Annotated in this window: 28 protein-coding genes; 7 read left to right on the top strand and 21 right to left on the bottom strand. The window is 51.0% G+C overall.

What is annotated here, in order from left to right:
- Positions 1-194 precede the first annotated feature (194 nt).
- Entirely contained in the window at positions 195-614 is a 420-nt protein-coding gene (locus H8K47_RS14595) for an organic hydroperoxide resistance protein (protein ID WP_186882138.1), read from the bottom strand.
- Between the two features lie 226 nt (positions 615-840).
- Positions 841-1,302 (bottom strand): MarR family winged helix-turn-helix transcriptional regulator, encoded by a 462-nt coding sequence (locus tag H8K47_RS14600; RefSeq protein ID WP_212680452.1) that lies wholly within the window; start codon positions 1,300-1,302, stop codon positions 841-843.
- Positions 1,303-1,490: 188 nt separating this feature from the next.
- Between H8K47_RS14600 and pyrF the strand changes: the two genes are divergently transcribed.
- Complete coding sequence (gene pyrF / locus H8K47_RS14605; RefSeq protein ID WP_186882139.1) at positions 1,491-2,318, top strand: orotidine-5'-phosphate decarboxylase; 828 nt, start codon at positions 1,491-1,493, stop codon at positions 2,316-2,318.
- 25 nt (positions 2,319-2,343) lie between these two features.
- Here pyrF and H8K47_RS14610 read toward each other — a convergent pair whose 3' ends face one another.
- Positions 2,344-2,619, bottom strand: coding sequence for a hypothetical protein (locus tag H8K47_RS14610; RefSeq protein WP_186882140.1), 276 nt, complete (start codon positions 2,617-2,619; stop codon positions 2,344-2,346).
- A gap of 206 nt (positions 2,620-2,825) precedes the next feature.
- Here H8K47_RS14610 and H8K47_RS14615 point away from each other — a divergent pair, with 206 nt between their 5' ends.
- Complete coding sequence (locus H8K47_RS14615; protein WP_186882141.1) at positions 2,826-3,677, top strand: HDOD domain-containing protein; 852 nt, start codon at positions 2,826-2,828, stop codon at positions 3,675-3,677.
- 39 nt (positions 3,678-3,716) lie between these two features.
- Here H8K47_RS14615 and H8K47_RS14620 read toward each other — a convergent pair whose 3' ends face one another.
- The 9 genes from H8K47_RS14620 to H8K47_RS14660 form a co-directional block, all read right to left on the bottom strand.
- Positions 3,717-4,484 (bottom strand): LytR/AlgR family response regulator transcription factor, encoded by a 768-nt coding sequence (locus H8K47_RS14620; protein ID WP_186882142.1) that lies wholly within the window; start codon positions 4,482-4,484, stop codon positions 3,717-3,719.
- Positions 4,477-5,457 carry a sensor histidine kinase gene (locus tag H8K47_RS14625; RefSeq protein ID WP_186882143.1) on the bottom strand — a complete coding sequence of 327 codons (981 nt, stop codon included), beginning with the start codon at positions 5,455-5,457 and terminating at the stop codon, positions 4,477-4,479. Before H8K47_RS14625 ends, H8K47_RS14620 begins: the two co-directional genes overlap by 8 nt.
- Before the next feature lie 195 nt (positions 5,458-5,652).
- Positions 5,653-6,345, bottom strand: coding sequence for a LiaI-LiaF-like domain-containing protein (locus H8K47_RS14630; protein WP_186882144.1), 693 nt, complete (start codon positions 6,343-6,345; stop codon positions 5,653-5,655).
- A 60-nt stretch (positions 6,346-6,405) separates the two neighbouring features.
- A complete protein-coding gene (locus H8K47_RS14635; protein WP_186882145.1) occupies positions 6,406-6,762 on the bottom strand; it encodes a LiaF transmembrane domain-containing protein in 357 nt (118 codons plus the stop codon).
- Positions 6,763-7,021: 259 nt separating this feature from the next.
- Positions 7,022-7,393 carry a hypothetical protein gene (locus H8K47_RS14640; RefSeq protein ID WP_186882146.1) on the bottom strand — a complete coding sequence of 124 codons (372 nt, stop codon included), beginning with the start codon at positions 7,391-7,393 and terminating at the stop codon, positions 7,022-7,024.
- A 142-nt stretch (positions 7,394-7,535) separates the two neighbouring features.
- A complete protein-coding gene (locus H8K47_RS14645; RefSeq protein ID WP_186882147.1) occupies positions 7,536-8,465 on the bottom strand; it encodes a fused MFS/spermidine synthase in 930 nt (309 codons plus the stop codon).
- Positions 8,466-8,471: 6 nt separating this feature from the next.
- The gene (locus H8K47_RS14650; RefSeq protein ID WP_186882148.1) at positions 8,472-9,359 is read right to left on the bottom strand and encodes a ParB N-terminal domain-containing protein; all 888 of its coding nucleotides are present in this window, start codon (positions 9,357-9,359) and stop codon (positions 8,472-8,474) included.
- A 218-nt stretch (positions 9,360-9,577) separates the two neighbouring features.
- The gene (locus H8K47_RS14655) at positions 9,578-10,633 is read right to left on the bottom strand and encodes a phasin family protein (RefSeq protein ID WP_186882149.1); all 1,056 of its coding nucleotides are present in this window, start codon (positions 10,631-10,633) and stop codon (positions 9,578-9,580) included.
- A 103-nt stretch (positions 10,634-10,736) separates the two neighbouring features.
- The gene (locus H8K47_RS14660) at positions 10,737-10,892 is read right to left on the bottom strand and encodes a hypothetical protein (RefSeq protein WP_186882150.1); all 156 of its coding nucleotides are present in this window, start codon (positions 10,890-10,892) and stop codon (positions 10,737-10,739) included.
- A 71-nt stretch (positions 10,893-10,963) separates the two neighbouring features.
- On the opposite strand from H8K47_RS14660, the gene H8K47_RS14665 reads away from it, so the two are divergent.
- A complete protein-coding gene (locus H8K47_RS14665; protein WP_186882151.1) occupies positions 10,964-11,329 on the top strand; it encodes a nucleotide pyrophosphohydrolase in 366 nt (121 codons plus the stop codon).
- A gap of 5 nt (positions 11,330-11,334) precedes the next feature.
- On the opposite strand, the gene H8K47_RS14670 is transcribed toward H8K47_RS14665, so the two are convergent.
- Complete coding sequence (locus H8K47_RS14670) at positions 11,335-11,781, bottom strand: hypothetical protein (protein WP_186882152.1); 447 nt, start codon at positions 11,779-11,781, stop codon at positions 11,335-11,337.
- 190 nt (positions 11,782-11,971) lie between these two features.
- On the opposite strand from H8K47_RS14670, the gene H8K47_RS14675 reads away from it, so the two are divergent.
- Positions 11,972-12,376: a PilZ domain-containing protein gene (locus tag H8K47_RS14675; RefSeq protein WP_186882153.1), complete on the top strand. Its 405-nt coding sequence runs from the start codon at positions 11,972-11,974 to the stop codon at positions 12,374-12,376.
- 91 nt (positions 12,377-12,467) lie between these two features.
- On the opposite strand, the gene H8K47_RS14680 is transcribed toward H8K47_RS14675, so the two are convergent.
- From H8K47_RS14680 to H8K47_RS14690, 3 genes are all read right to left on the bottom strand, one after another.
- Positions 12,468-13,730 (bottom strand): MFS transporter, encoded by a 1,263-nt coding sequence (locus H8K47_RS14680; RefSeq protein WP_186882154.1) that lies wholly within the window; start codon positions 13,728-13,730, stop codon positions 12,468-12,470.
- Positions 13,731-13,975: 245 nt separating this feature from the next.
- On the bottom strand, positions 13,976-14,497 hold the full coding sequence (locus tag H8K47_RS14685) for a TonB family protein (RefSeq protein ID WP_186882155.1): 522 nt from the start codon (positions 14,495-14,497) through the stop codon (positions 13,976-13,978).
- Positions 14,498-14,903: 406 nt separating this feature from the next.
- The gene (locus H8K47_RS14690; RefSeq protein WP_186882156.1) at positions 14,904-15,656 is read right to left on the bottom strand and encodes a response regulator; all 753 of its coding nucleotides are present in this window, start codon (positions 15,654-15,656) and stop codon (positions 14,904-14,906) included.
- A 436-nt stretch (positions 15,657-16,092) separates the two neighbouring features.
- On the opposite strand from H8K47_RS14690, the gene H8K47_RS14695 reads away from it, so the two are divergent.
- Both H8K47_RS14695 and H8K47_RS14700 read left to right on the top strand, forming a co-directional pair.
- Positions 16,093-16,680 (top strand): outer membrane beta-barrel protein, encoded by a 588-nt coding sequence (locus tag H8K47_RS14695; protein WP_186882157.1) that lies wholly within the window; start codon positions 16,093-16,095, stop codon positions 16,678-16,680.
- Between the two features lie 394 nt (positions 16,681-17,074).
- The gene (locus tag H8K47_RS14700; protein WP_186882158.1) at positions 17,075-17,656 is read left to right on the top strand and encodes an outer membrane beta-barrel protein; all 582 of its coding nucleotides are present in this window, start codon (positions 17,075-17,077) and stop codon (positions 17,654-17,656) included.
- 90 nt (positions 17,657-17,746) lie between these two features.
- Here the strand turns inward: H8K47_RS14700 and H8K47_RS14705 are convergent, their stop codons facing one another.
- Both H8K47_RS14705 and H8K47_RS14710 read right to left on the bottom strand, forming a co-directional pair.
- Positions 17,747-18,250, bottom strand: a complete 504-nt coding sequence (locus tag H8K47_RS14705; protein ID WP_186882159.1) for a hypothetical protein — start codon at positions 18,248-18,250, stop codon at positions 17,747-17,749.
- A gap of 91 nt (positions 18,251-18,341) precedes the next feature.
- Positions 18,342-18,722: a c-type cytochrome gene (locus H8K47_RS14710; RefSeq protein WP_186882160.1), complete on the bottom strand. Its 381-nt coding sequence runs from the start codon at positions 18,720-18,722 to the stop codon at positions 18,342-18,344.
- A gap of 135 nt (positions 18,723-18,857) precedes the next feature.
- Here H8K47_RS14710 and H8K47_RS14715 point away from each other — a divergent pair, with 135 nt between their 5' ends.
- Entirely contained in the window at positions 18,858-19,025 is a 168-nt protein-coding gene (locus H8K47_RS14715; protein WP_186882161.1) for a hypothetical protein, read from the top strand.
- 69 nt (positions 19,026-19,094) lie between these two features.
- Here the strand turns inward: H8K47_RS14715 and H8K47_RS14720 are convergent, their stop codons facing one another.
- The 3 genes from H8K47_RS14720 to H8K47_RS14730 all read right to left on the bottom strand — a co-directional run bounded on the left by H8K47_RS14720 (position 19,095) and on the right by H8K47_RS14730 (position 22,764).
- Positions 19,095-20,570 (bottom strand): aminoacyl-histidine dipeptidase, encoded by a 1,476-nt coding sequence (locus tag H8K47_RS14720; protein WP_222612805.1) that lies wholly within the window; start codon positions 20,568-20,570, stop codon positions 19,095-19,097.
- Between the two features lie 227 nt (positions 20,571-20,797).
- Positions 20,798-21,133: an energy transducer TonB gene (locus H8K47_RS14725; protein ID WP_186882162.1), complete on the bottom strand. Its 336-nt coding sequence runs from the start codon at positions 21,131-21,133 to the stop codon at positions 20,798-20,800.
- A gap of 281 nt (positions 21,134-21,414) precedes the next feature.
- On the bottom strand, positions 21,415-22,764 hold the full coding sequence (locus tag H8K47_RS14730) for a sulfatase family protein (RefSeq protein WP_230405030.1): 1,350 nt from the start codon (positions 22,762-22,764) through the stop codon (positions 21,415-21,417).
- Positions 22,765-22,891 lie beyond the last annotated feature (127 nt).

The following is a 22,891-nucleotide window of genomic DNA, read 5'->3' on the forward strand; positions in this document are numbered from 1 at the left end:
CAGAGCGCAGCCAGCGTTCTCCTGCAGATAGTACTCAACAACCTGTACTTTGAATTGCTTTGTATATTTACTCATGAAAACACCCCAAAAGTATGGACGGGTGTCCAACTTTTGGGGTGCAGTTCACGTACGCACAGCTCCTTTTTTTATTTCAGGGTCGGTATGCGCTCGCTCAGTGGCGACCCGTGCCTCACTTACACCAGATTCAGACTCACTTCCACATTACCACGCGTCGCGTTGGAGTATGGGCAGACTTCATGTGCCTGGTGTATCAATGCTTCTGCGGCTTCTGTGTCCATACCAGGCAAGGAAATATTCAGCGTGACGGCGATACCAAAGCCGCCTTTGCCATTGGGGCCTATGCCAACAAGACCATTGACGGAGACATCCGCTGGTAATGCTTTTTTCTGGCTGGCTGCAACGAATTTCATGGCACCGATAAAGCAGGCGGAATAGCCAGCTGCAAATAATTGTTCAGGATTTGTGCCGGCACCGCCAGCGCCACCCAGCTCTTTTGGCGTCGTCAGTTGCACATTCAGGTGCTGGTCGTCAGAAGTAGCGCGGCCATCACGACCACCGGTTGCAGTTGCATTTGCTGTGTAAAGAATTTGCATGATCAGTTTCCTCAGTAAGGTTAGGGGAGAACTGGAGTGCCGATCTGCTATTGTTCCTTGTGCCGTCGATCGCTCCAATGAATAAATTATAGCGAGCAATTAAATTGCGCGCAATATAAATATTTATTGCATATTCCTATGATGACGATAGTTTTCTTGCTCAAGATGGTGCTATTTGCCTGCAGCGCCTGCCGCTGGCAAATAAAAATATGCTCACTTGCTCTGGCTATACGTCCTGTTGCGTATGTAATTCATCGCGCAAACTGCTTAACTGCTGTCTGAGCGCCATCAGACTGGCCAGATTTTGCCCACTGGCACACATGATTTTTTCCGGTATGCTGCGTGCAAGCTTACGTAATGCCTTGCCATCCTGCGTCAGTAAGATTCTGACCTGGCGTTCATCTTCTTTGTCACGCTGGCGCAGTAACAGGCCAGCGGTTTCCAGTCGTTTTAACAATGGCGTCAGCGTGCCCGAATCCAGGAACAGCGCATGCCCTATGTCTTTGACTAAAATGTGATCCTTTTCCCACAGTACCAGCATGACGAGATACTGCGGATAAGTCAGGCCTATCTCATCAAGCAAAGGTTTATAAGTTTTGGTCAGTGCGAGCGAGGCTGAGTACAGTGCAAAGCAAAATTGCTTGTCGAGTGCCAGTAAGTCCTGGCTGGTATCCATCATGTCGTTCATATCAGTCTGAGTGGTAAGGCTGAAAAATTGGAGGGTGGGTGCTTTCGCAGCCGCGCTTGTCAGGCTGAGGCAGCCTTTACAGCAGATAATAATCAATAATCCCGGGGATGTCCTGCCCGTCGTGAAATTGAGCACTGGCGCGGCGCGGTATAATGGCGGGATACAGATTAATTTTACCGGGGCAGACCGTGACTTTTATTGCAAATCTTAACGCCGCATGGCAACAAAATAACTCCTTACTGTGCGTAGGCCTGGACCCGGACATCAGTCGCTTTCCTGCGGAATTTGCCGGTAAGCCGGATGCAATTTTCCAGTTTTCCAAAGCCATTATCGATGCCACCGCAGATCTGGCTTGTTCATTTAAGCCACAGATCGCCTACTTTGCTGCCTTATCGGCAGAAGATCAGCTACTGGATATTTGCCGCTATATCCGCCAGACTTACCCCCATATTCCGGTGATCCTGGATGCGAAACGCGGAGATATCGGTGCAACTGCAGAGCAATATGCGCGTGAAGCGTTCGAGCGCTACGGTGCCGATGCTGTGACCGTGAATCCTTACATGGGTTTTGATTCAGTCGCACCTTACATGGAATGGAAAGATAGAGGGACTATCGTTTTGTGCCGTACTTCCAATGTTGGCGGCTCAGACCTGCAATTCCTTGAAGTGAACGGCAGACCTTTGTACCAACATGTGGCGCAATTGGTTGCAGATCGCTGGAATCTGAATGGACAGGCGGCGCTGGTGGTTGGCGCGACCTTCCCGAATGAGCTGGCAGAAGTCCGCAAAATCGTCGGCGATATGCCTTTACTGGTTCCTGGTATCGGCGCCCAGGGCGGAGATATCGCTGCGACTGTTAAAGCCGGGCAAACCGCGAATGGCGGCGGCATGATGATTAACTCATCGCGCGCCATCCTGTACGCCAACCCCGTCGCTGATGAAGGTTTTGCCGCTGCAGCACGCCGGGTAGCTCTGGAAACGCGCGACACGATTAATTTGCATCGGGTTTCCGTTTAATTTGCTTAGGGCCTGTTAAGCGGCCTTAGTCGGATTGTTTCAAACGCGCAGGTGCCTGGCGGTTTTTTCTGACATTGAATAGCGTCAGTGCACCTAACAGTTTGAGCAAAACAAACAACACAAACAAGCTTAATGCCAATGGCAACACGCTGATGAAAATCGCCAGCGCCAGGCAGGTGACCAGCAGATGTGGTAATGGAGTGCGCTCCAGAGAACGCAGGCCGCTGCGTATCAGATAAGCAAACTCTTCCAAGCATTGCTTGAAGAACAGATAGATGTTGTTGCTATTGTTTGTAGTCATGATTTTCTCCCCGGAAACCGTTAAGATACATAAAACATGCAGAACGCTTTGTTGAACAAACTTAGTTTGGTTCGCGTTCTTTAGTTGTTAGCTTATGGTCATTCGTGAGCTGGCACCAGCGGTTTGCGATCAATGGTTGAAAATGCCAACTAAAGCGTCATCTGCTGCGACGGATGCCTCTCATTGCCGGGTAAGGAAAGCGCATCATGGATAAAAACGCAGAATTCACTTTTCTGGAAGATTTTACGGCTGAATTGTCGGCAAAAAAGCTGGTTTTCCCGACTTCGCTCGGCGCCACCATGAAAATACGCAAGGCACTCAGCCAGCCAGACATTTCCAATGATCAGGTCGCCAGGATTATTGGTGCTGAACCGGTGTTGTCGGCTAAGGTTTTACATCTGAGTAATACCGCCAGTTTCAATCCTTCCGGCCGTCAGGTCACGGATTTGCGCTCAGCTACTTTATTACTGGGGTTTGCAGCCGTAAGAAATATCGCGATTTCTATTGGCATGAAACAGCTTGCCGAAAACAAATACAAAGGCGGCTTTTCGGTACAGATGGATGGCTTGTGGCGGCGCAGCCTGCGGGTAGCCGCGCTGGCGATGGTCGTCGCCAGAAACAAGACCTGTATGAGCCCGGATAAGGCCATGCTCGCTGGCTTGCTGCATGATATCGGCAAATTCTACATCCTTAACCGGGCCCACCATTATCAGCATATTTTTACTTCAGAAGCGCTGCTATGGAATTTAATCGATGACTGGAATGCCAGCATCGGTGCTGCCATACTCGAAGACTGGGAAGTGCCCGACGAAATCCGTGATGCGGTCGTGAATTTCAAACATTATCAGGCCGTCCCTCAACATAAAATCAGTCTGACCGATGTACTCACAACGGCCGATTTTCTGGATGCGGTATTTGTGCATAATCAGCCGGAACAGTTGGACTGGAGCCAGGTTCCGGCCAGCTTACAGCGGCTCCACATTGATGCTGAGAATCTGCCTGCGCTCATGCTGGAAACGAAAACGGAGCTCAGCATCGTGCTGCATGCAATTCAATAAAGCTGCTTCACCTAACACTGCCTGCCAGGTCAGTTTGGCTTAGAGCAGACTGGGCTTAATGCGCTCTAATCCTGACCGGCTGACCGGGATTTTGTGGCCATTCCGCAGCACCGCCAGCTGACTGTCTTTGCTGATTTTTTCCAGACTGAGCAGTGCAGGCAGGTGCAGCAGATAAGAGCGGTGTATCCGTATGAACTGAGCCGGGTCTAACTGCGCTTCCAGATCGGACAGGCTTTGCGTTTTCATCCAGGATTTTTGGCCAGCGTGGACCAGAATGTAATCGTCCTGCGCTTCAATAAAATCAATGTCTGCCATAGGCACTACATGGGTTTGTCCACGGTCGCGTATCAACAGGCGTTGCGTCTGTGCGGTCTGCGCTGCCAGTATGCCCGGTAAACCTGTTCTTGCCTCGTGCATGCCTTTTTCTGCTGTGTCGCTGGGTATGCGAACCAGTTTTCTGGCTTTGCTCAGCGCCTCATTGAAGCGTTGTTGCGAGTACGGTTTAAGCAGGTAATCCACCGCATGCAAGTCAAATGCGCGCAATGCGTAGTGGTCGTAAGCCGTCGTGAAAATGACGCCATGCTGGCGGCCCGTGGTTTCCAGCACTTCGAGTCCGGTCAGTTCCGGCATCTGTATATCAAGAAACACCAAATCCGGCTGCAGCTTGGCTATGGCGTCCACCGCTTCGGTTCCGGTTTCACATTCTGCGACGATATGAAGACCGCTGTGCGGTTTCAGGTATTCAGTAATCAGGCGACGAGCCAGATCTTCATCATCGGCAATCACGACACGTAAGGGTTCATTCATGCGCTAACTCCAGCGGTAAAGCAATTTCGATTAAAAATTCTGTTTCAGTGCGGTTCCAGCTGACTCTGGCCTGATCCGCATACAGTGCGTGAAAGCGCTGCTTCAGATTCTGTAAACCTAAACCATTTCCTTTACCGGGCAGGTCTTGCAGAGCCACTGGATTGATAACCTGCAGATGCAGCCAGCCAGACTGGGCCTGTATCCTGACCTGAATTTCTCCACCCTGACGTAAATTCCGTATGCCGTGCTTGATGGCATTCTCCAGCAAAGGTTGCAGGATCATGGGAGGGATCAGTGCGACTTGTGCCAGTTCATCAACCTGTATATTGCTTTGCAGTTTATGACCAAAGCGAATTTTTTCTACGGCCAGAAATTGTTCGCATAACTCAGTCTCTTGCTGCACCGTGATTTTCTCTTTTTCAGACAGACTTAGCGTTAGCCGGAAAAAGTCAGCCAGGGCTATTGTCATCTCGCGCGCTGCTGCCGGATCGATAGCGGTCAGGGCGCTGATGGAATTCAGGCTATTGAACAGGAAATGTGGATCTATCTGTGAACGTAATACTTGTAGTTCTGCATCGCGTGCCAGCAGCCTCGCGTCGGCCTCACGGCGTTCCGCCGCATGCATATGGTCGAGGGCGATGAACACATCGTAGGCAAACAAATTCAGCAAATACAGTGCGAATGCGATACCAAAAATAATCAGGGTAACGTGCTCATCCAGACTGACCGCGAATGCGTCTTCATACAGGCTATGCAGGATTTGTAACCACAGACTGCTGATCAGCACACACGCAAGCGCCGACAGAAAAGCGGCACTGACAAAGATCAGGAAGGCCAGATAGACAGCGCGTTTGTGGTGTGGAAAGATGCGGCAAATATAGTAGGCCGAGGTAGACAGAAAACTATACACCACGGTCACCGGCATCAGGAACAGCAAGGCTTGAGACCAGTTAGCATATGCCATTGTCACCATCAGTTTCGCAAGCAATAGCGTGAGTAACAGCCAAAGGATGGCGTACCACAGAAAACGTCTGGTGTCGGACAAGAGTGGATGCATGGTGCGCAAAATAATAAGTGAATGAGATGCAAAGCGGAACCGTGGCAACGGAATGGCAGAAAATGCCATCATCTGCCGTGTGGAGGATGATGGCACTGCCTGGCGCTTACCTCAGTTAGTGATTTCTACTCCACCCATGATGGCATATCCCTGGATGTAGAGTTTCTTACTTTTATCCATAGGCGGTACGGTTTTATCTTCGATGCCACCCAACAGTGGCACCCCTTGAGAGATGACAGTCCAGTCATTTGGTACACGTACGGTAATTCCACCCCACATCGCAAACACATTCAGTACTGCCTCAGTTTGTATCGAGGCCCCGCGCATGTCCAGTTCTATCCCGCCCATCACCGCAGTCAGTTCACCGCCTTTGAAGTCTGGTGATGCATTATTGATTTTGGCGCCGCTCATCATCGCAGACACATTGCAGACGCTATGTGGTAACTCACCGGAGTTGAGCTGGTTCAGATTGTTTTCCGTGATTAAGCGGTCTTTAAAGATCACAGCCAGACCACCGGCGATCAGGAAAATCGGCCACCAGTGACGCATACGGAAGTCAATAATCCCCATGTGCTGTAAAGTCATTGCTGCTCCTACGGCGATAAACATACCGCCGATTAAGTGTCCGGAAACGGTATCACTGCGTGAAATTTTCAAGGCACCGACTGCAATGAAGACCATAGGCCAGAAGTGGAAAATATTGAATGTGTTGAAAATGTTCAGATTATCGAGCAAGGCTAAGGCGCCGAAGATCATCAGTATGGCACCGAATACCAGGCGGTTCTGTGGGTTACGTTGGCGCATGATGCGACTCCTGTCGAAGATAAAAATCAGTCAGAAATAAAGAATGAGTTAAGCCTGCGATTACTGGCGGGGGGCTGACATCGCAATCACCAGATGACGCAGTCCTGCACCCATAATCAGCACTGGCCAACTGGTGCGGAAAGTCCAGCCCCACAACTGTTCAGCGGAAGCGAACAGCCAGAACGCTAAAACGATTTGAAATACGCCATTGGCACGATCCTCGGGATTTTCGCGGGAAAACAGATTGATGATGCCAGCTAAGGCAATCATCGCTGGTGCGATATACCACCATTCGAGCGCGTTGATCATATCCATGCGGTCAAGCAAAAACAGGCTGCCAATGATGATCATGGCCAGACCGATCATCAGGCTATTCGATTTGTTACCAGGCTTAGTATTGACTTGTTGCGTATCCATGTTGATCTCCTTCATATCAGATGTGCTTGTTGGTCTTGCTGACAGGTTCAGAATAGAGCAGGCGGCTGTGCTTGTCTTGTGCTGATCGGCGAATGACGGCAACAGGTCGGTGAATGACGCCGGGCGGCAGAAAGGGGATCGATTTTTGCTGTGAAAGCAGAGATGTGGACGAGATCGGGCAAGGGCAGGCTGACCCGTAGACAGCACGAATCAGCGGTTATTTTGCGTTATGAGTACAGCAAAAGTAGGAATTGGAAACTTAGCTGAGCAGTAAGACAAATTCATCGGCCTGACGCACCGTACGTTTGGTTTCCACGCCAAATGCGTTATGCGTTTCCTGCACGATGAAATCGTTGGAGCCGCGGGTGCAATATAACAAGCCACGGAAATTAGTACCCAGATAGGTGAACGGTGCCAGTTTTGTTTTGACTGGTGTATCGTCACCGATCAAAGCCCTAAGTTTGCGTTCCACATCGTAAAGACTTTTTTCTTGTATTGTCACCATGCCGCCTTTGGGATTTGGAAAGCTGGTATCAAAACTCGGGTTCTGCCCCATGGGGTTTTTGAAGGTAATTTTGACGCCGAGTTTAAGAAATTTAGAAACTGCTGTGAAGTCGTTTTTATCGTACATAGTCTGATCCCTTTGCCTGTTTCTGTGCACCTTAGACGGAGATGGTCAGGCGCTGAAACAATGATGCGGCAAGCTTGCCAGAAATACGCCCGGCTGACAATCCGCCTGCGCAAAGCACCACAGTTTGCTGCAGGTTACTTGTCTAGGGTCTGTTCAGTACCAGCGTTCTCCAGGCTGCATAGGTGGTCGGCACATTTTGATCCATCACGAGCAGCTGACGCATTTTTTCGGTCAGTATCTCCAGGTCTTGCTGAGTGGCGGGGCCGGGCAAGCGGTCGAATGATGCGGCGATGCGCGGCCAAGGCAGTTCCGGCTGCACTTGCTGTAAATGACTGGCCCGCTGTTGCAGTACTGTTTGCTCAAGTGCTTGCTGACTGGCGAACACGATCAGGTTATAGCTGTCGGGCGAACGGGCCCAGCAGACCTCGCTAAACTGGCCGCGTAAGCTGTGCAGCATCTGCGCGATATTGCTGGGTTTGCCCCAGACATTGGCGACCAACACACCTTGTGGACGCAAGTGCTGCTGGCAACTGCGGTAAAAACCCGCTGTATTCAGCGCCGGTACCAGGCCTTGTTTGTCGTAGGCATCCAGGAAAATGACATCCACTTGTTGGGCCATGGCAGGTAGATAGCTTGCGCCATCGGCTAGTATCACTTGCAAACGCTTGTCATTGGCAGGCAATGCAAAGGCGTCACGCAATGCAATCACATCCGGGTTGATTTCCAGTGCAGTGATATGCGATTCCGGCAGATGAGTCAGGATATGCTTGACCAGCGAGCCGCCACCCAGACCTATCAGTAAAAAATCGCGCGCTTGTTCCTGAAACAAGCGAAATCCCATCATCCACTGCGAATATGCGCACAGCAATGCATCTGGCTGCTCCATATGCATCACGCTTTGCATGCATTTGGGTGTCAGGTACATCATCCTGAGCGGCGCGTCATCCAGCACAAAGGCCCTACCGTCACTGGCTTTGGCCAGCGTGCGCAGACGTTTCTGATGGGCTTGCTCAGCCGGATCAGGCGAACTGTTTAAAAATAACTGACTTAAACTCGGTCTGCGGTTAGCCATCGCTGTTCATTCCGGTTTGCTTGATGCCTGTGCTTGTTGTAATGCAGTGCGCAACCGCTCAATTTCATCTTTCAGGCGCTGGTTTTCAGTCTCCAGCTCGTACAGACGTTGCTGCACGTCTTGCTGCCTTATCGCAGGGTAGCCTGTAGTTACGTCTGGCTCTGCCGTGTCCTCTGTTGCTGCTGTTTCCCACGGCGGCGACTCTGCGTCGGATACGGTCGTTTCTGGCTTAGGCTTAGCTTGCTGGCGCTGTACCCGGTTCTTTTCACGTACTTGCCGCGCTACTTCCTGCAATTCCTTACGTCCACCAGCGACCGCTGCTTGTTGCTCTGTTGTCGGCAGGCTGGCGATGGCGGCAGCTGCACTGATAGAGATGCTGCCATCACGTACCGCTCTGACTAACTCCGGTGACGCAGCACGCTGGATTTTCTCTATCTGTACCACGGCATGGCTGCTGATACCCGCTACACGTGCGATTTCCTGGCGGCTCTGAGTCGGTTTGATCACAGGGACAGCCTGTTCGCTTTCCTGCAGTGCAGGCTCGGTACTGGTGGACTGCTGTTGCTGATTTCTGGTGCTCAGAATTTCTTTTTTGCGCAAGGCTAGCATACCACGCTGGAAATCAGACACGCTACGGCGCGCCAGATGGTTATCGATCATCCATAACTGGACTTCCTCAATATTCGCAAAGTGATCGTTTTGGACTACTTTGTAGGGCAGCTGGTGCTTCTGGCAAATTGCATAGCGATTGTGTCCATCGATGAGCACCTCTCCCCAGCATACCAGTGCATCGCGGCAGCCTTCGGTCAACAGGCTGCGTTCCAGTGCTTCATATTCGTGCTCTGTCAGTGGATCAATGTAGGCGCGTAATGCGTCGTGGATGACGATGCTCATAAAAATCCTTGCGGCAAATTCGTAGTTGGCAGCATGCGCCATCCACTGTTCATGTGTGGGGCAGCGCAATGAGAAAAGCGGAAGGCCGCATTGTAGCCGAGAACGGCATAGCTTGTGGTCGCGACGCGGAGTGCGGTCAGCTGCCTGGGGAATGAAGCGCTTAGCCCACGCCTAAAAAAATGGGGGAGGGCTAAGCGCCGACGTGCAGGTACGCCGTATCAAGACTTGGTGGTTCTGGTTTTCTTCGCGGCAGGGGTGGTTTTTACCTGCAGTTTAGCCGTAGGGAAGGGGAACTTCTGTGCAGGCTTCGGTGTGCCGGATGCATTGCTGGCCGTTGCCGCAGGTATGGCGGTCGTGCTGGGCTCTGGCACGACAGGCTTTGCGACGGCTGGCTTAGTCGCTGCAGGTTGCGCGCTGACGCCTTTGGTCACTGGTGTAACAGCCTTTGCTGTGGGCGCTGTCTTAGCTTGGGGCGCCTCAGCGGATTTCAGCTTGGATTCTGCGCTGGTGTTCGCTTTGCCCGTGGTTACTCCTTTAGGCGCTTTGGCTGCGTGACTTGCGCTTTGTGGTGAGGCTGCGGTTTTTTTTGAAGCGGTTGTTGTATTGGCAGGCTTTACTGTTTTGGCGAGTACTTTTGGCGGCGCCGTTTTTGGGGTGACTGCAGTTTGGTTTGCCTGGTTAGATTCTGCCGTCAGCAGAGATAACTGACTGACTGGCGCTGGCGCAGCAGTTGTAGGAGTGATGTCTATTTCAGTCACACGTTCTTCTGCGATTGGCACCAGTGTCGTGGTGGCCTGCACCTGGGTGTTCAGCGGATTGCTGACGGTGATACTAAGCGTATCCGGGATCAGACTGGCTGGCACATTCAGCACAGTATTGCTATGAAAGCTCAAACCATGACCCTGATCGCTGAATTGTTGTTCAAGCTGATGCTTCCATTGCTGACCTGCTTGCTGCCATTGTTGCAGCCAATGATCCCGAGTCTGCACACTGTACGCCTGCAACGCTTGTTGATGTGCCTGCAGATGCTCAGCGCGGGTTTGCGTGCGTTGTTGGCTCAGCGCTATCCATTCCTGCGCATCTTTTGCCTGCAGCAGTTGCTGCGTGGTCTGGCTGTAGTCATCCAGTGACTGGCGTGCATATTGAAATTGCAATGCAAGAATCTGCTCGAAACTCTGAAAGGCAAATGCCGAGTATCCTTGCAGTAGTGTAAATTGTTGGCTGAGCTGCTCTTGTGCAGCAGCAGCGGTGACATCGGGGTGGGGCAACGGCATGAAACTCTCCTTCAGAATAGGTAAGACGGTTCAGGCGGGCTGCGTCGGGCCAGAATTGGATAATTGACGCATTGCAGCAATCCTGATTTTACTCTGGGACTGCTTAAAAAGTCAGCAAAATATTTTGCATGTGCTTCTGGCGTTTTTGCATAGACAGCTTGCCGGACCAGGCGATAGGAGGTACGCCAACTTCTCTGGCAGCGTGAATTGCAGCGTGCATGGCAGCGAGTAGCACTGCCAGTGCTGCCTGCGTCGCCATGCATTGTGGGGTAAATCGGCCTAAGCCGTATCGTTGTGAATGAATGAACAGATCAATATAGGAAAGAAAAAATGCAGGATAGTTTTGGCACTTTACAACAGGCACTCAGAGCGTTTGCGGCTGAACGCGACTGGGCACAATTTCACACACCGAAAAATCTGGCTGCTGCCTTGACGGTAGAAGCCGCTGAATTGCTGGAAATTTTTCAATGGTTGCCCAGCGGTGAAAAAGACACACTGAGCCCAGCGCAGTACCAGGCTGCTGGCCATGAAATGGCTGATGTGTTGTGCTACTTGCTGATGGCGGCGGACCGCTTGGAAATTGATTTATTCGCCGTTACACAAGAAAAAATCGGCTTAAATGCCTTGAAGTACCCGGTTGCCAGGTTTGCTGGAAAATCTGATAAATACGATCAGCCCGCTCAGCCAGATTCCTGACACAATCAGGCACATTGATGCTGGCGTTGTTCGAGCTGATTTAAAAATGCCAGGTGAGGATACTGGTCTGGCGTGATTGCAAAGCCGCGTTGGCTCAGCCATGTGCAGGCTTGCTCCAGACTGACACAGGATTGGTAGCGATGGTTTTCTGTCAGTCCTGCCTGGCGGCGCATTACATCGAGATGCAATTTGCTGGGCAGAATAAACGCAACACAAACACAGCCATTGGCGAAAACCCAGTCACTCATGCTGTTGTACGACTGCAAGGAATCCTGCGTCGACATTTCCCACATAGCACCGTGTGCTAGTCCGGCCCAGGGCCTGTCCTTCGGTGCCTTGGTTTGCAATTCTGCGAATATGGCTTCGGTTCCCTGCTGATTAAAACTACCTCCAAAAGTTCTGACCAGCACATCGCCGACCAGGTCAATCTGCCACTGACCGTGGATATTCATGTTACTTTCCCGACTCACTTTATCAGTCCGTAGTCTGGCAGTGTTTCCCAGCCAAAACAAGTGAAAACAGTTGGTTTGTGGCAACGATGTCACGTGATCGGCGTCACTGACGCGTCATAATTTTTCTATATCTTTTCTACACCCTTACACCGCGATCCACGCTCCTTTTTGCTCCCTTTTTTGAGTTCGTATGAGTCAGCCAGAAAAACGTCAATACCAGCGCATACAATTTTTCCGATTAGTTAAAGATCAGGATTTGATACCGGTCTGGGTGTTTAATAGCGTGTCACCGGGCAGCAGTATTGCCGCTTTGGTTGTCGACATGAGTGAAAACGGTATGCAAGTGTTGACCAGTACCGAGGAAAAACCGGAAGCAAGCCGTTATTTTCTGCATTTCCTGGGGGATGAGGGGAATACCCTGGATATTCCTGCCATGCAGGTGGAACGCATTTGGTCGACCCATGAGCAGGGATTATATGTCCGTACCGGATTCAGGCTCGATGCGGTCGACAGACTGACGCTGGATCTGATGCAGGACAAAATGCACAGAAATCCCGCGGCCTTCATACGCTGCAGTTTGTCAGCTGCACAATAGGTGTAAGAGGTTCATCCACAGGTTAAGAGCAGGCCAAGAGCAGGCCAAACAAGGCTCAACGGTTCATCAGCTACACGCCGGCGCTGTTGGCTCAAGACTGAGGGCGACGTGTGGCATGGCGGTAAAGGGATGGGATTTTATTCTGACTCAGTATCACCATCACCAGACTGCCTGCTGCCAGTAAGCCCCAGTTAACGGCAGGGATGTTCCAGCGTTGCGCAAGGTCAAACAGCAAGCCACCGGCCAGGCTGCCCGTCATATTTCCCATGCTTTGATACAGCATCTGGCGTGACATCAGCTGGCCGGTATCGGCTGAGACCCGGTCCGCATAGCGTGCGGTCAGTACGTCCAGCGAAGGACCATAAAAAATCTGGGCAAAAGACAGCAGCACTGACGCAATGATGACCGTGGCAGCATAAGTCGGGAACGCCAACATGCACAGGAAACTCAGAAACAGGCTCAGGTAACCGAATTGCAGGAAACGGAAATGGTCTTTATTCCGCACAGCCTGTTTGGATACCGGAATTTGAAACGCAATGATCACCACGGCGGCGACCCAAAATGGGGTAGAGACAGATAAATCCGGCGTGAACTTTGGGATATGCAGACTGAAGCCTATGGTAGGTTGTACCGCAAAGCACCAGAACACAGCATTGGATAAATAAAACAGCAAAGGCAGTTCTGACTGTAGGCTACGTTCATGACTGAGTTTGTCATTGCCAGCCACCAGATCGCAGGCAAGTTTTTGTTGCTGTTCCAGCTCGTACTGCTGTTTGAGTAAGCCGCTTTCGTGACCTACGATAGCCCGCATGGCTGCCAACATCAATAAGCCGTAGCTGATAAAGGTAATCAGCACAATCAGGAACACCAGCTTCATGGTGTGATGTGGAATCCAGCCCGCCAGCAGATAACCTGCGACCAGACCTATCCTGATGGCGAAGGATAAGCGGCTGAATAAAGAAGTCTGATCCAGGTCCCGTAATTTCAGCAAATAAAATTTCAGACCAGGAAATGACAAGCCGCTGCCCAGCCCGGCCAGCACAGCAAAAACAGCCAGGGCCCAGGCTTGTTCCAGAAACGCCATGCAATACAGCGCTATCCCTTCCAGCAAAATATTGCCGGACACCGCCAGCGGGTGATTAGCTGTTGCCGGAAATCGGCTGCCTAACCAGGACCCGATCACGCGTCCCAGGTTGAGTCCGCACAAGATAGACGCCGCCCAGAATCCGGAAAATTTGATCCCGGTTTCAGAGACGATCAATGGCGTGTACAAGGCCACACCACCCGAAGCAATGGCAACGCCCAGATAAATCAGATAAGCATTCAGGCGGGAATTCAGAGTTTGTTTATGCATGGAGCAAGTGGCCGGCAGACTGGAACACCATGCCTCCCATAGCGGGAAGCTGGCATCGCTGGCTGCTGCCACGCCGATTGTAGAATGGACAGCAACTATTTTACCCGTCGTTAGGAGTTGGATGTCGCACAAATTGCAGCTAATTTTTTCCGCAACTGTCACTGCTTGAAGCTGACCGCATCAGCTTGGTGATGGCGGTCAGGTGTGGTGCTGAACAGCGTATAGACTGCTTGAGCGCTTAGCGATTACTTGCTGACTGGTAGTAAGCGTACTGAGTAGGGCGCGTTGTACTGTTTGCCGGCTGTTGTTGCTGGTTTGAATTTACAGCTTTTGACCAGGCGAATACTTTCACGGTCCAATGCTTCATCGCCGCTGGCCCATTCCAGCGAGGTGCGCTGTACTTCGCCAGTTTTACTCACCAGGCTGCCGACCACGATGCCTAAGCCATTTTCTGTGGGATCCGTAATCCTGACGCTGTCGGATTTGTCACAACTGTCTGCGATCAGTTCCGGATCCATATCGAAGCGCAGTTCTTCATCCAGCCGGAAGATATAGTTGACCGCTGCGTTCAATTCCTTACCCGGTGCTTCATCCAGGATTTTGCAACCGATCACGGACTTCGCCAAAGTCTGATCCAATATCCACCAGCCACTGCTACGTAAAAAATCAACGGCATTGATTTTTCCGCTAGGATCAATTTTCAGTAAAACTTTGGCATTACCATGAAACCGGTTTCGCAGCGCGGCTTTTGGATATTTGGCTGCCATGCAGTGGTCGAGAATATTGATTTTTTTTAGCTTTATATCAGCCGTTGCTGGCTGTTCGGGCTGCTTGACTGACTCGGGTTCATTCGCGTAGCACATTGGGTTGCTAAGACTGAGGAGAAAAGCAAAGATAAGCAAACTGCGCATAGTGAAGTACTTTCAATCAGAAGAAAAATAGAGCCGGCGCAAAATCGCGTCAGTGATGTTATGGATCTGGCTTGGAAACTTGCACTAGCAGCGGAAAATCATTGCTGAGCGAATGATTGCAATCAAGCAAGTTCACTGATCATAGCATGATTTACTTGCATGAATAGCAAGCCAGCCTGAAAAATTCCCGATGTCGTTGAATGTTTGTTGCACCGATGGAGCCTGCACTTTCGTTCGCGTATCCTGCATCACGGCGAGGTGCTCAGGACTGGATGAGATGATGTACAAACTGGCTGAAACTCTCTTTGAAATGCGCGTCTTTTTTGAGTATTGCGTCAGGTAATTCTTTATCATGCTTGAGCTCTGATGCGGTCACCAATACACTTTGTGTGTGCCTGTGTTTGGGACTGGACTTTTGCATCGCGCTGATTAAAGCGAGCCCATTCAAACGTGGTGTTTCCAGGCCGGTCACGACCAGGTCAAACGGTTCAGACAAAATACGTCCCAGAGCCTGATAGCCATCATTGACGACTTCTACCCGGAAGCGGTAAGGAATCAGGATATCGCGTACCACGCTGATGATCACGTCAGAACTCTCTACGATCAGTGCAGAATAGCTGCATTGTGCCGTCCGCAGCCGGATTTGGCTCAATTGTGCGCGAATTTCTTCGCCAGGTATTTGCTGCTGCTGATATTGCTGGATGACACGTCGCAACAGATCCAGGTATTCCAGTGCCGTTGGCGTAAAACGATCACGTAACAAGCCTGGTTGTTCGATCAAAGCAGAAATCAGGTCTTCAAACGGGTGGCAAACGTCAGACACAATATGCATGCCATAGGTACCACCACTGCCTTTCAGGCTATGGATGCGCCGGTATAACTCTCTGCATGTCTCCAGATTAAAGGAGTGGGCATCCATATGCAGAATCAGATTTTCCAGTTCATCAAGTTGGGAAGGCAGGTCATTGAGGTAGTGTACGCGCAATGCATCTAGCATTGCTTGAGCCTTATTCATAGGGGGAGAGCCTGTATTTTTTAGTATAGGTCAGTGTCCGTGACGCATTCTGTCTGGCGTTGATGTGTCTCTTGCTCCAGTTTGAGCGCAGCTTTTCATCGCGTCAATTCCGGTGCTTGAAAAAGGCAAGTTTCCCTCAAAAAATGTTGCAAAAATAATCGCACGAACGTTCGTGAATGATATCGTGTGAATGTCCTTGTACAAGGCGGAAAGTTCAAAAATAATACTCTTAAATATGTTAAATATATATTTTAGTATTAAATTTAAGTACCTTTCTTCTAGTTAAGATGCACTTTTAGATAATTGATTTCCTTCCGGGATGTGGGCTGTCAAACTGTGTTCACGGTGAAGCAAACAGGGGCAATACCAACGCAAATATGCGTAGCGCCTGTGGATTCAGTCGAAGACTCTATACACAATGACTAAGGATACGACTATGTTGAAAAATAAATTAATCAGTGCAGGCCTGGTAGCAGCTGGTCTTTTGTTGAGTGCAGCGGCGTCTGCCCAGGTCTATGTGGGCGGCACAGTTGGTAAAGCAAAATGGAATAACGATTGCAGCGGTACTAGCACTTGCAGCACAAACGCCAATACCTACAAATTATTGGGTGGCTACAACATCAATAACACGTTTGCAGTAGAAGGCAGTTACTACTCGCTGGGTACGATAGACGCGTCTTACCGCGATGCGACGACCAGTGCTACTGGCAGTCTGAAAGCGAAAGCCTTTGAACTGGCTGGTATCGCTAAATACGACTTCACGAATGAGTTGACTGGCTTTGCCAAACTGGGCGTCGCCAGCGTTAAAGCAGAAGGTAGCGCAAGTGCTAATGTTGCTGGTTTGGGTAGTTTCGCAGGTTCAGGCTCCACCACCTCAACGCAACCTGTGTTTGGTCTGGGTCTGACTTATAAACTGACTAAAGAACTGGCACTGCGTGGTGAGTTCGAAACACGTAAAGTCAAGTTTGGTGATGACAAATCTGCTGTGAACAACTTGTCGGTCGGTCTGCAATACGCATTCTGATTTCTCGGTTGTACAGTGCAGTGTTGATGACGCTGCACCACTTTAACACTCAGCCCCGCACTGCCATCTGGTGGTCCGGGGCTGATCACATTCCATCGTGCGATACGCTTTCCCACCGTGTTCTTTGCGATTCAATTCGTTGAAAATGCAATATTGATACTTAATTCCCAATTGTTAATGGTTAACATTTTAATTGCTTAATCAATAAAAAAGTATTGAAATTTAATACTATTGATGTAATTTATTTGCACTTTAGTTGCTTAAATTTTCTTTGTGTTAACAGTCTGTCACACTGTGTTGACGATGAAGCAAGCAGGCAATCAGTAATCTCTCGTTGTGGCTATGCCTGCAAATTCAGTCGATAACACAAATTACTATGATTAAGGATAAGACTATGTTGAACAATAAACTCTTACGTGCGGTCTGCGTGGCAGCAGGATTGTTGATGAGTGCGGCGGCCTCCGCCCAGGTGTATGTCGGTGCAACCGTGGGTAAGTCGCAATGGCGTAACGATTGCAACGGCACTTCGATGTGCAGTAATACTTCCGATACCTATAAGGTGTTTGGTGGCTATAACATTAACAGCACTTTCGCTCTGGAAGGCAGCTACTATTCTTTGGGCGCTACGGAGCGAAGCGTTCAAAATCAATTTGGTTCGTATTATCACAAGTTGAAGGCAAGTGCCTTCGAATTGTCTGGTATTGCTAAGTATGACTTGACGAATGAACTGACAGGTTTTGCAAAGCTCGGTGTTGCAACGATCAAAGAAGAAAACGCTGTTGATAATACTTACCTTGGGTTTGGCCGCAGTGCCGGGACCTTCAGCCAAAATTCGACACAACCTGTGCTTGGGCTGGGCCTGACTTACAAGCTGAGTAAAGAATTGTCTTTACGTGGTGAGCTGGAAACACGCAAAGTGAAGTATGGCAGCAAGTCCGTCAGTAACTTATCAGTCGGTCTGCAATACGCATTCTGATTTCCCGGTTGTACAGTGCAGTGTTGAACATACTGCACTCTTATAGCATCCAGTCCCGTGCTGCCATCAGGTAGCACGGGACTGTTTTATTTAATCTGCCGGCCGGCGGAAATCCTGTTCTATCCAGTGCAGCGCACTTTGACGGTTCAGTTTGAAATGTGGAGCTACCCGCACGCGTGCGATTTCTTCGCCGAACTGGTTGGCTGCGCTCAGTTCTGCATACGGTTCATATTCATCCGGGATGATTTGCAAACGCACGGTGTAATCACTGTCAGCATGGCTGAGTTGTACACTTTTATGCAATTGCGCATGTAATTGCTGCTCGTGCCGGCGTATCACTTCGCAGGCCGTTTTCACCAGCGTGCGGAACGCGTTGCCATCCAGCGGTTTAGGATTTTTTTTATCCCTGCCCATGGTCCAGGGGCCGACCAGCGCGGGTTCCGGTTCGCCATCCTTGATCATGGCAACTGCCCAGCCATCGTCATCTTCATTTTTGATGACACGGGCGGTCCAGCCTTTATCGCGCCACAATCGTGCTTCTTGTATGGTCTCAGGAATGTCGCCGGAGTTGGCGTTGATGGATGCGTGTGACAAGTTGATTCTCTTTCAGGGCTGCAGCAAATTAGCCGTGGCGAATTTTGCGAAGGCGCCATCCTACACTGTTCGGCGCCTCAGGTGTAGGCACTCAGTCTTGCTGGCGCAGGTAAGCCAGAATATTGGCCAGTTGCTGCTCATTGCTGATGCCGTAAAAGCGCATCTTATTCCCCGGTACTACCTCACCCGGAGCGCGTAAAAAAGCGACCAGCTTCTCGTCTGTCCACACAAAGCCTGCATTTTTCATGGCGCTGGAATAGGCAAAGTCCGGCACCGATCCGGCTTTGCGTCCCACTACCTGATACAGCGGCGGGCCAAATCCGGCGCGTGCAGCAGGCCCCGTCTGATGACAGGAAATACAAATACGGAAACTGACTTTACCCGCTTTGGCATCACCCGCAGGCAAAGCCGCACAGGCTGGCAGTGCAAAACAGGCCAATACCAGTAGCGCGCCGGGAAGCAGGCATTTCATCGTAGCCTTATACATGGCAATTGGGTGTGAGCGGATCATTTGTCTATTGTGCGACAGAATCACAAAGTCTGCATCGCGGCCCTTGTATTCCCAGCATTCGCAGCCACTATTACCTGACTTATCAGGAGCCTACGTATGTTTGTATTACATCATCCACAGCCAGTGCGGCCACGTAAAGAAGTCGCGACTTTACAGGTGCAACAGCAACAGAAAACCCGTGTGCCGCAGACGCTGGTGGCGCGCGAACCTGCTGATGACAAAGCTGCTGCGCCTCGGTCACTGAAATCAGCGAAAGCCAAATAAAAAACAGCGGCGCACCGCTCAGGTGTGCCGCTGTCTGCGCTTGCTTAACACAAGCCGTGGTCTGGCAAATTAGTTTGCTACCTTAGCCGGTATCCGCTCCAGCACCGCCAGCAACAGCGTCCAGTATTGACCGACAGTTTCGATGTTGACCATCTCGTCCGGGCCATGTGGATAACGGATAGTCGGGCCTATCGATACCATGTCCAGATCCGGATAATGTTTTTTGAACAGGCCGCATTCCAGACCCGCATGGATCACCATGATCACGGGTTCTTTGTGATAAATGCTCTCATAAGTTTGACGCACAATCGCCATCACTGGAGAGCTGGTATCAGGTTTCCAGCCCGGATAGCAACCGGAAAAAGCGATCTGCGCGCCTGCCAAATCGCTCAGACTTTGCAGACTGCTTTCTATGTTTTCACGGCCACTGTCGATCAGTGAGCGTATCAGGCACAGAATCGTGACTTGATCGCTGCTGGTGCTGATCACACCGACATTCAGCGAACTTTCGGTGACACCGGCGATTTCGTCACTCATGCGGATCACACCGTTAGGGCAGCTGTTGATCAGATTGATCAGCGTGCGCTGACAGTCCGCCTGCAGGGTTTGTGCCGGAGCCGCACTGGCGACTAATTGCAGTTTCAATGCAGGTTCTGCACTCGCCAGTTCGGCTTGCAGTATGGCTTGATATTGTGCCACGCGCTGCTCCAGTAAGCCTGTCTGTGCGGCTGGCACAGTAAAGCTGCATTGGGCTTCACGCGGGATTGCATTGCGCAGCGAGCCACCTTTGATCTCTGACAGCGCCAAGCCCAGTTCAGCCGCATGACCTGCTAAAAAGCGTGCGATCAGTTTGTTTGCATTGCCACGGCCCAGATGGATATTCACCCCCGAGTGACCACCTTTTAAGCCCGACAAACTCAGGGTATACGCCTGCTGATCCGCGGCTGCAGTTTGCCAGCGGACGGGTACCGAAATTTCAGCATCCACGCCACCGGCGCAGCCCATGTAAATTTCGCCTTCTTGCTCGGAGTCGGTATTGATCAGAATTTCTGCATCCAGCATGCCAGGCTGCAGCCCGAATGCGCCTGTCATGCCGGCTTCTTCATCAACTGTCAGCAGCACCTCCAGCGGACCATGACGGATATCATCCGCGCCCAGTATTGCCAGTGCGGATGCCATACCGATACCATTGTCGGCACCCAGCGTGGTGCCGGTCGCCTTGACCCAGTCACCATCTATGCGTGGCTGGATAGGATCGGTCACGAAGTCATGCACCTTATCGGCATTTTTTTGCGGCACCATATCAATATGCGCCTGTATCACTACCGTTTTGCGGTCTTCCATGCCGGCCGTGGCTGGTTTGCGGATGATCAGATTGCCCACCTGATCGACCACCACCGGCAGGCCGCGTTGTTTCGCCCAGTCCTGGATCAGCTGGCTCAGCGCGGCTTCGTGCTTGGAAGGATGGGGGACTGCGCAGATTTGTTCAAACCAGTGCCACAAAGGGCGTGGGAAAAGCTGATTCAGTTCGGTAGTGGTGGTCACAATAAATATCCTGTAAAAACGTCGCGCCTGCGTAAGCCGCTGGCCATGCGCAGCAAGGCGGGTAGCCCGGCCGGTGAGGAAAGAAGACCCGCAGTTTACCATAGTGGGCATACGGCTAAGTGTCTGTCGCTGTACTGGCTGTGATGGCGGCACGACTTAGCAATGAAGGCAATAAAAAAGGATGACACACGGTCATCCTTGTTGGCTATCCCAGTGCGCAGACTGGATTAAGACAGGCTCCAGACGTATTCCAGCTTCGTCCAGACTTGCTGTGTTTTACCGTCTTTGCTGCCTGGTTTGAATTTGCAGGACGAGAAAATCTTGGCAGTTGCCTTATCCAAGGTTTTAGAACCGCTGGATTTTTCGATTTTAGAATCCATCACGTTGCCATCTGCGCCGACCAATACTGCCAGCGTGACAGAGCCCGTTTCCTCATTGATCAGCGCCGCTTTTGGATAAACCACTTTTTCGCAAGTGTTTTTATCCATCACAGGAGCGATTTCGTTGGCAGAGACGCTGGATACCACAGCCAGCAACGCAGTAGCTAATAGAATTTTTTTCATGGGAAAATGCTCAATACAGACAAAAGTAAAAATAAATCAAGAATCCGAGCCAGCGCGCAAATTTGTGCAGCGCAATAAACATGCGGGATTTTACGTATTTACTTTCTCAGTGGCAATTCATTTTGAAAAAAAATTGTCGATTTATTCCATAGTAAAGCAAATTTTGCACGGAAATAGTGCGGCTTGACTGAAACTGGTATTGCTCGCATTGCTACTGGCATTTGAAGTGGCATTTGAGATGGCATTGTAACGCGGTGCATAACGCCCATGCTTCAGACACCCTAGTCGTCCAGTCCAACCGCATAGTGATCCGCCTGACGCTGTCCTGGCACCCGGTGGCTGTACACCTCTTTCGTGATAGGCAGCATGGTCGCATCCCATTGTTGCCATTGCTGTTTCAGCCGCTGAAATTGTGCTGGGTAGTGTGCAGCCAGATTGGCGCGTTCACGCGGGTCCTGCCGCAAATCGAATAAAAATTCGTTATTGCCAATTTTTAAATACTTCAGATAGTTATCGATGACAGCGCGCTGTTGAAACGACTTATAACGCCAGTACAGCGTGCGTGGAATCGCTTTTTCTTGTTGCTTCAGTACCGGCAACAGATTCACTCCGTCACTGGGAAAAGCCGGGTCGGGCGCGACGCCGGCGGCCGCCAGCAAAGTCGGTAGCCAGTCCATGCCTATGCAAATCTGATCGGATACCGCAGGCTTGAGTGCAGCGGGCCAGCGTATGATGGCCGGTACCCGTATTCCGCCTTCCAGTAACTTAGTCTTTTGGCCCGACAAAGGCCAGGTATGAGAAAAACGTTCACCGCCATTGTCACTGGTAAAAATCACGATGGTATTGTCTGCCTGACCGGTTTCTTTGAGCGCCTGCAAGACTTTGCCTATGCCACTATCCATTGCGGTCACCATTTTTCCATAGGTTTCCAGACTGCCGCCATCGCCGTGAATCAGTTTTTTTAAAGTACCCGCCACCGCTTCATCCATAGGGCCTTCCCAAGGCCAGTGCGGCGCCGTGTAATGCAGGCTGAGCAGAAAAGGCGCGGCTTCGTTGGCCTGCGCCCGCACATACTGCTCTGCATGCTGGCTCAGGATATCGGTGTAATAACCATGCTCATGCACCAGTTGCTCGCCTTCCCATAAGTCCACCGGCTCGTTCGCACCCACCCCGGCCTTATGCGTGAAATAATCAATCCCACCCTGCATATTCCCAAAAAAATACTGGTAGCCACTTTTCAGCGGACCAAACTCAGGCGCTGCGCCCAGATGCCATTTACCCAGCAACGCAGTGCGGTAACCGGATTTCCCTAATAGTGAAGGCAGCGTAGGATGCGCAGGCGATAAGCCATGCATGGATTTGGCGTCTGGGATTGGTTCTTCCAGGCCGACGCGCAAACGGTATTGGTAACGTCCGGTGATAATGGCAGTGCGCGAGGCGGAACAGACCGGCGAATTTGCATACGCATGCGTCAGCCGTACGCCCTCGCTCGCCAGTTGATCCAGCACCGGCGTGGCAAAATCCCGCATGCCATAACAGCCCAGATCCGCCCAACCCAGATCATCCGCCATGATAAACAGAATATTCGGCCGCGCCTGCTGCGGCTTGGCCTGAACCAGCCCGGATAACATACTGGCAGCCAGGGCTGAGCTTCCTAAAAACTGACGACGTGAGATGGGTGCCATAGTGCGTGCAGGTAGGCAATCGGAAACTGAATTCTAACGGTAAGCAGTGCTCACCCTCCATCTGCAGGCTAGA

It is taken from the genome of Cognatundibacterium rugosum (assembly GCF_014284365.1).
GTDB classification, from domain to species: domain Bacteria; phylum Pseudomonadota; class Gammaproteobacteria; order Burkholderiales; family Burkholderiaceae_D; genus Undibacterium; species Undibacterium rugosum.

What these genes read in the sequence shown, in the direction of transcription:
- H8K47_RS14595 (WP_186882138.1), bottom strand. Translation starts at nt 614, where the DNA reads ATGCAAATTCTTTACACAGCAAATGCAACTGCAACCGGTGGTCGTGAT.
- H8K47_RS14600 (WP_212680452.1), bottom strand. Translation starts at nt 1,302, where the DNA reads ATGAACGACATGATGGATACCAGCCAGGACTTACTGGCACTCGACAAG.
- H8K47_RS14610 (WP_186882140.1), bottom strand. Translation starts at nt 2,619, where the DNA reads ATGACTACAAACAATAGCAACAACATCTATCTGTTCTTCAAGCAATGC.
- H8K47_RS14615 (WP_186882141.1), top strand. Translation starts at nt 2,826, where the DNA reads ATGGATAAAAACGCAGAATTCACTTTTCTGGAAGATTTTACGGCTGAA.
- H8K47_RS14620 (WP_186882142.1), bottom strand. Translation starts at nt 4,484, where the DNA reads ATGAATGAACCCTTACGTGTCGTGATTGCCGATGATGAAGATCTGGCT.
- H8K47_RS14625 (WP_186882143.1), bottom strand. Translation starts at nt 5,457, where the DNA reads ATGGTGACAATGGCATATGCTAACTGGTCTCAAGCCTTGCTGTTCCTG.
- H8K47_RS14630 (WP_186882144.1), bottom strand. Translation starts at nt 6,345, where the DNA reads ATGCGCCAACGTAACCCACAGAACCGCCTGGTATTCGGTGCCATACTG.
- H8K47_RS14635 (WP_186882145.1), bottom strand. Translation starts at nt 6,762, where the DNA reads ATGGATACGCAACAAGTCAATACTAAGCCTGGTAACAAATCGAATAGC.
- H8K47_RS14640 (WP_186882146.1), bottom strand. Translation starts at nt 7,393, where the DNA reads ATGTACGATAAAAACGACTTCACAGCAGTTTCTAAATTTCTTAAACTC.
- H8K47_RS14645 (WP_186882147.1), bottom strand. Translation starts at nt 8,465, where the DNA reads ATGGCTAACCGCAGACCGAGTTTAAGTCAGTTATTTTTAAACAGTTCG.
- H8K47_RS14650 (WP_186882148.1), bottom strand. Translation starts at nt 9,359, where the DNA reads ATGAGCATCGTCATCCACGACGCATTACGCGCCTACATTGATCCACTG.
- H8K47_RS14655 (WP_186882149.1), bottom strand. Translation starts at nt 10,633, where the DNA reads ATGCCGTTGCCCCACCCCGATGTCACCGCTGCTGCTGCACAAGAGCAG.
- H8K47_RS14660 (WP_186882150.1), bottom strand. Translation starts at nt 10,892, where the DNA reads ATGGCGACGCAGGCAGCACTGGCAGTGCTACTCGCTGCCATGCACGCT.
- H8K47_RS14665 (WP_186882151.1), top strand. Translation starts at nt 10,964, where the DNA reads ATGCAGGATAGTTTTGGCACTTTACAACAGGCACTCAGAGCGTTTGCG.
- H8K47_RS14670 (WP_186882152.1), bottom strand. Translation starts at nt 11,781, where the DNA reads ATGAATATCCACGGTCAGTGGCAGATTGACCTGGTCGGCGATGTGCTG.
- H8K47_RS14675 (WP_186882153.1), top strand. Translation starts at nt 11,972, where the DNA reads ATGAGTCAGCCAGAAAAACGTCAATACCAGCGCATACAATTTTTCCGA.
- H8K47_RS14680 (WP_186882154.1), bottom strand. Translation starts at nt 13,730, where the DNA reads ATGCATAAACAAACTCTGAATTCCCGCCTGAATGCTTATCTGATTTAT.
- H8K47_RS14685 (WP_186882155.1), bottom strand. Translation starts at nt 14,497, where the DNA reads ATGGCAGCCAAATATCCAAAAGCCGCGCTGCGAAACCGGTTTCATGGT.
- H8K47_RS14690 (WP_186882156.1), bottom strand. Translation starts at nt 15,656, where the DNA reads ATGAATAAGGCTCAAGCAATGCTAGATGCATTGCGCGTACACTACCTC.
- H8K47_RS14695 (WP_186882157.1), top strand. Translation starts at nt 16,093, where the DNA reads ATGTTGAAAAATAAATTAATCAGTGCAGGCCTGGTAGCAGCTGGTCTT.
- H8K47_RS14700 (WP_186882158.1), top strand. Translation starts at nt 17,075, where the DNA reads ATGTTGAACAATAAACTCTTACGTGCGGTCTGCGTGGCAGCAGGATTG.
- H8K47_RS14710 (WP_186882160.1), bottom strand. Translation starts at nt 18,722, where the DNA reads ATGAAATGCCTGCTTCCCGGCGCGCTACTGGTATTGGCCTGTTTTGCA.
- H8K47_RS14715 (WP_186882161.1), top strand. Translation starts at nt 18,858, where the DNA reads ATGTTTGTATTACATCATCCACAGCCAGTGCGGCCACGTAAAGAAGTC.
- H8K47_RS14725 (WP_186882162.1), bottom strand. Translation starts at nt 21,133, where the DNA reads ATGAAAAAAATTCTATTAGCTACTGCGTTGCTGGCTGTGGTATCCAGC.
- H8K47_RS14730 (WP_230405030.1), bottom strand. Translation starts at nt 22,764, where the DNA reads ATGTTATCCGGGCTGGTTCAGGCCAAGCCGCAGCAGGCGCGGCCGAAT.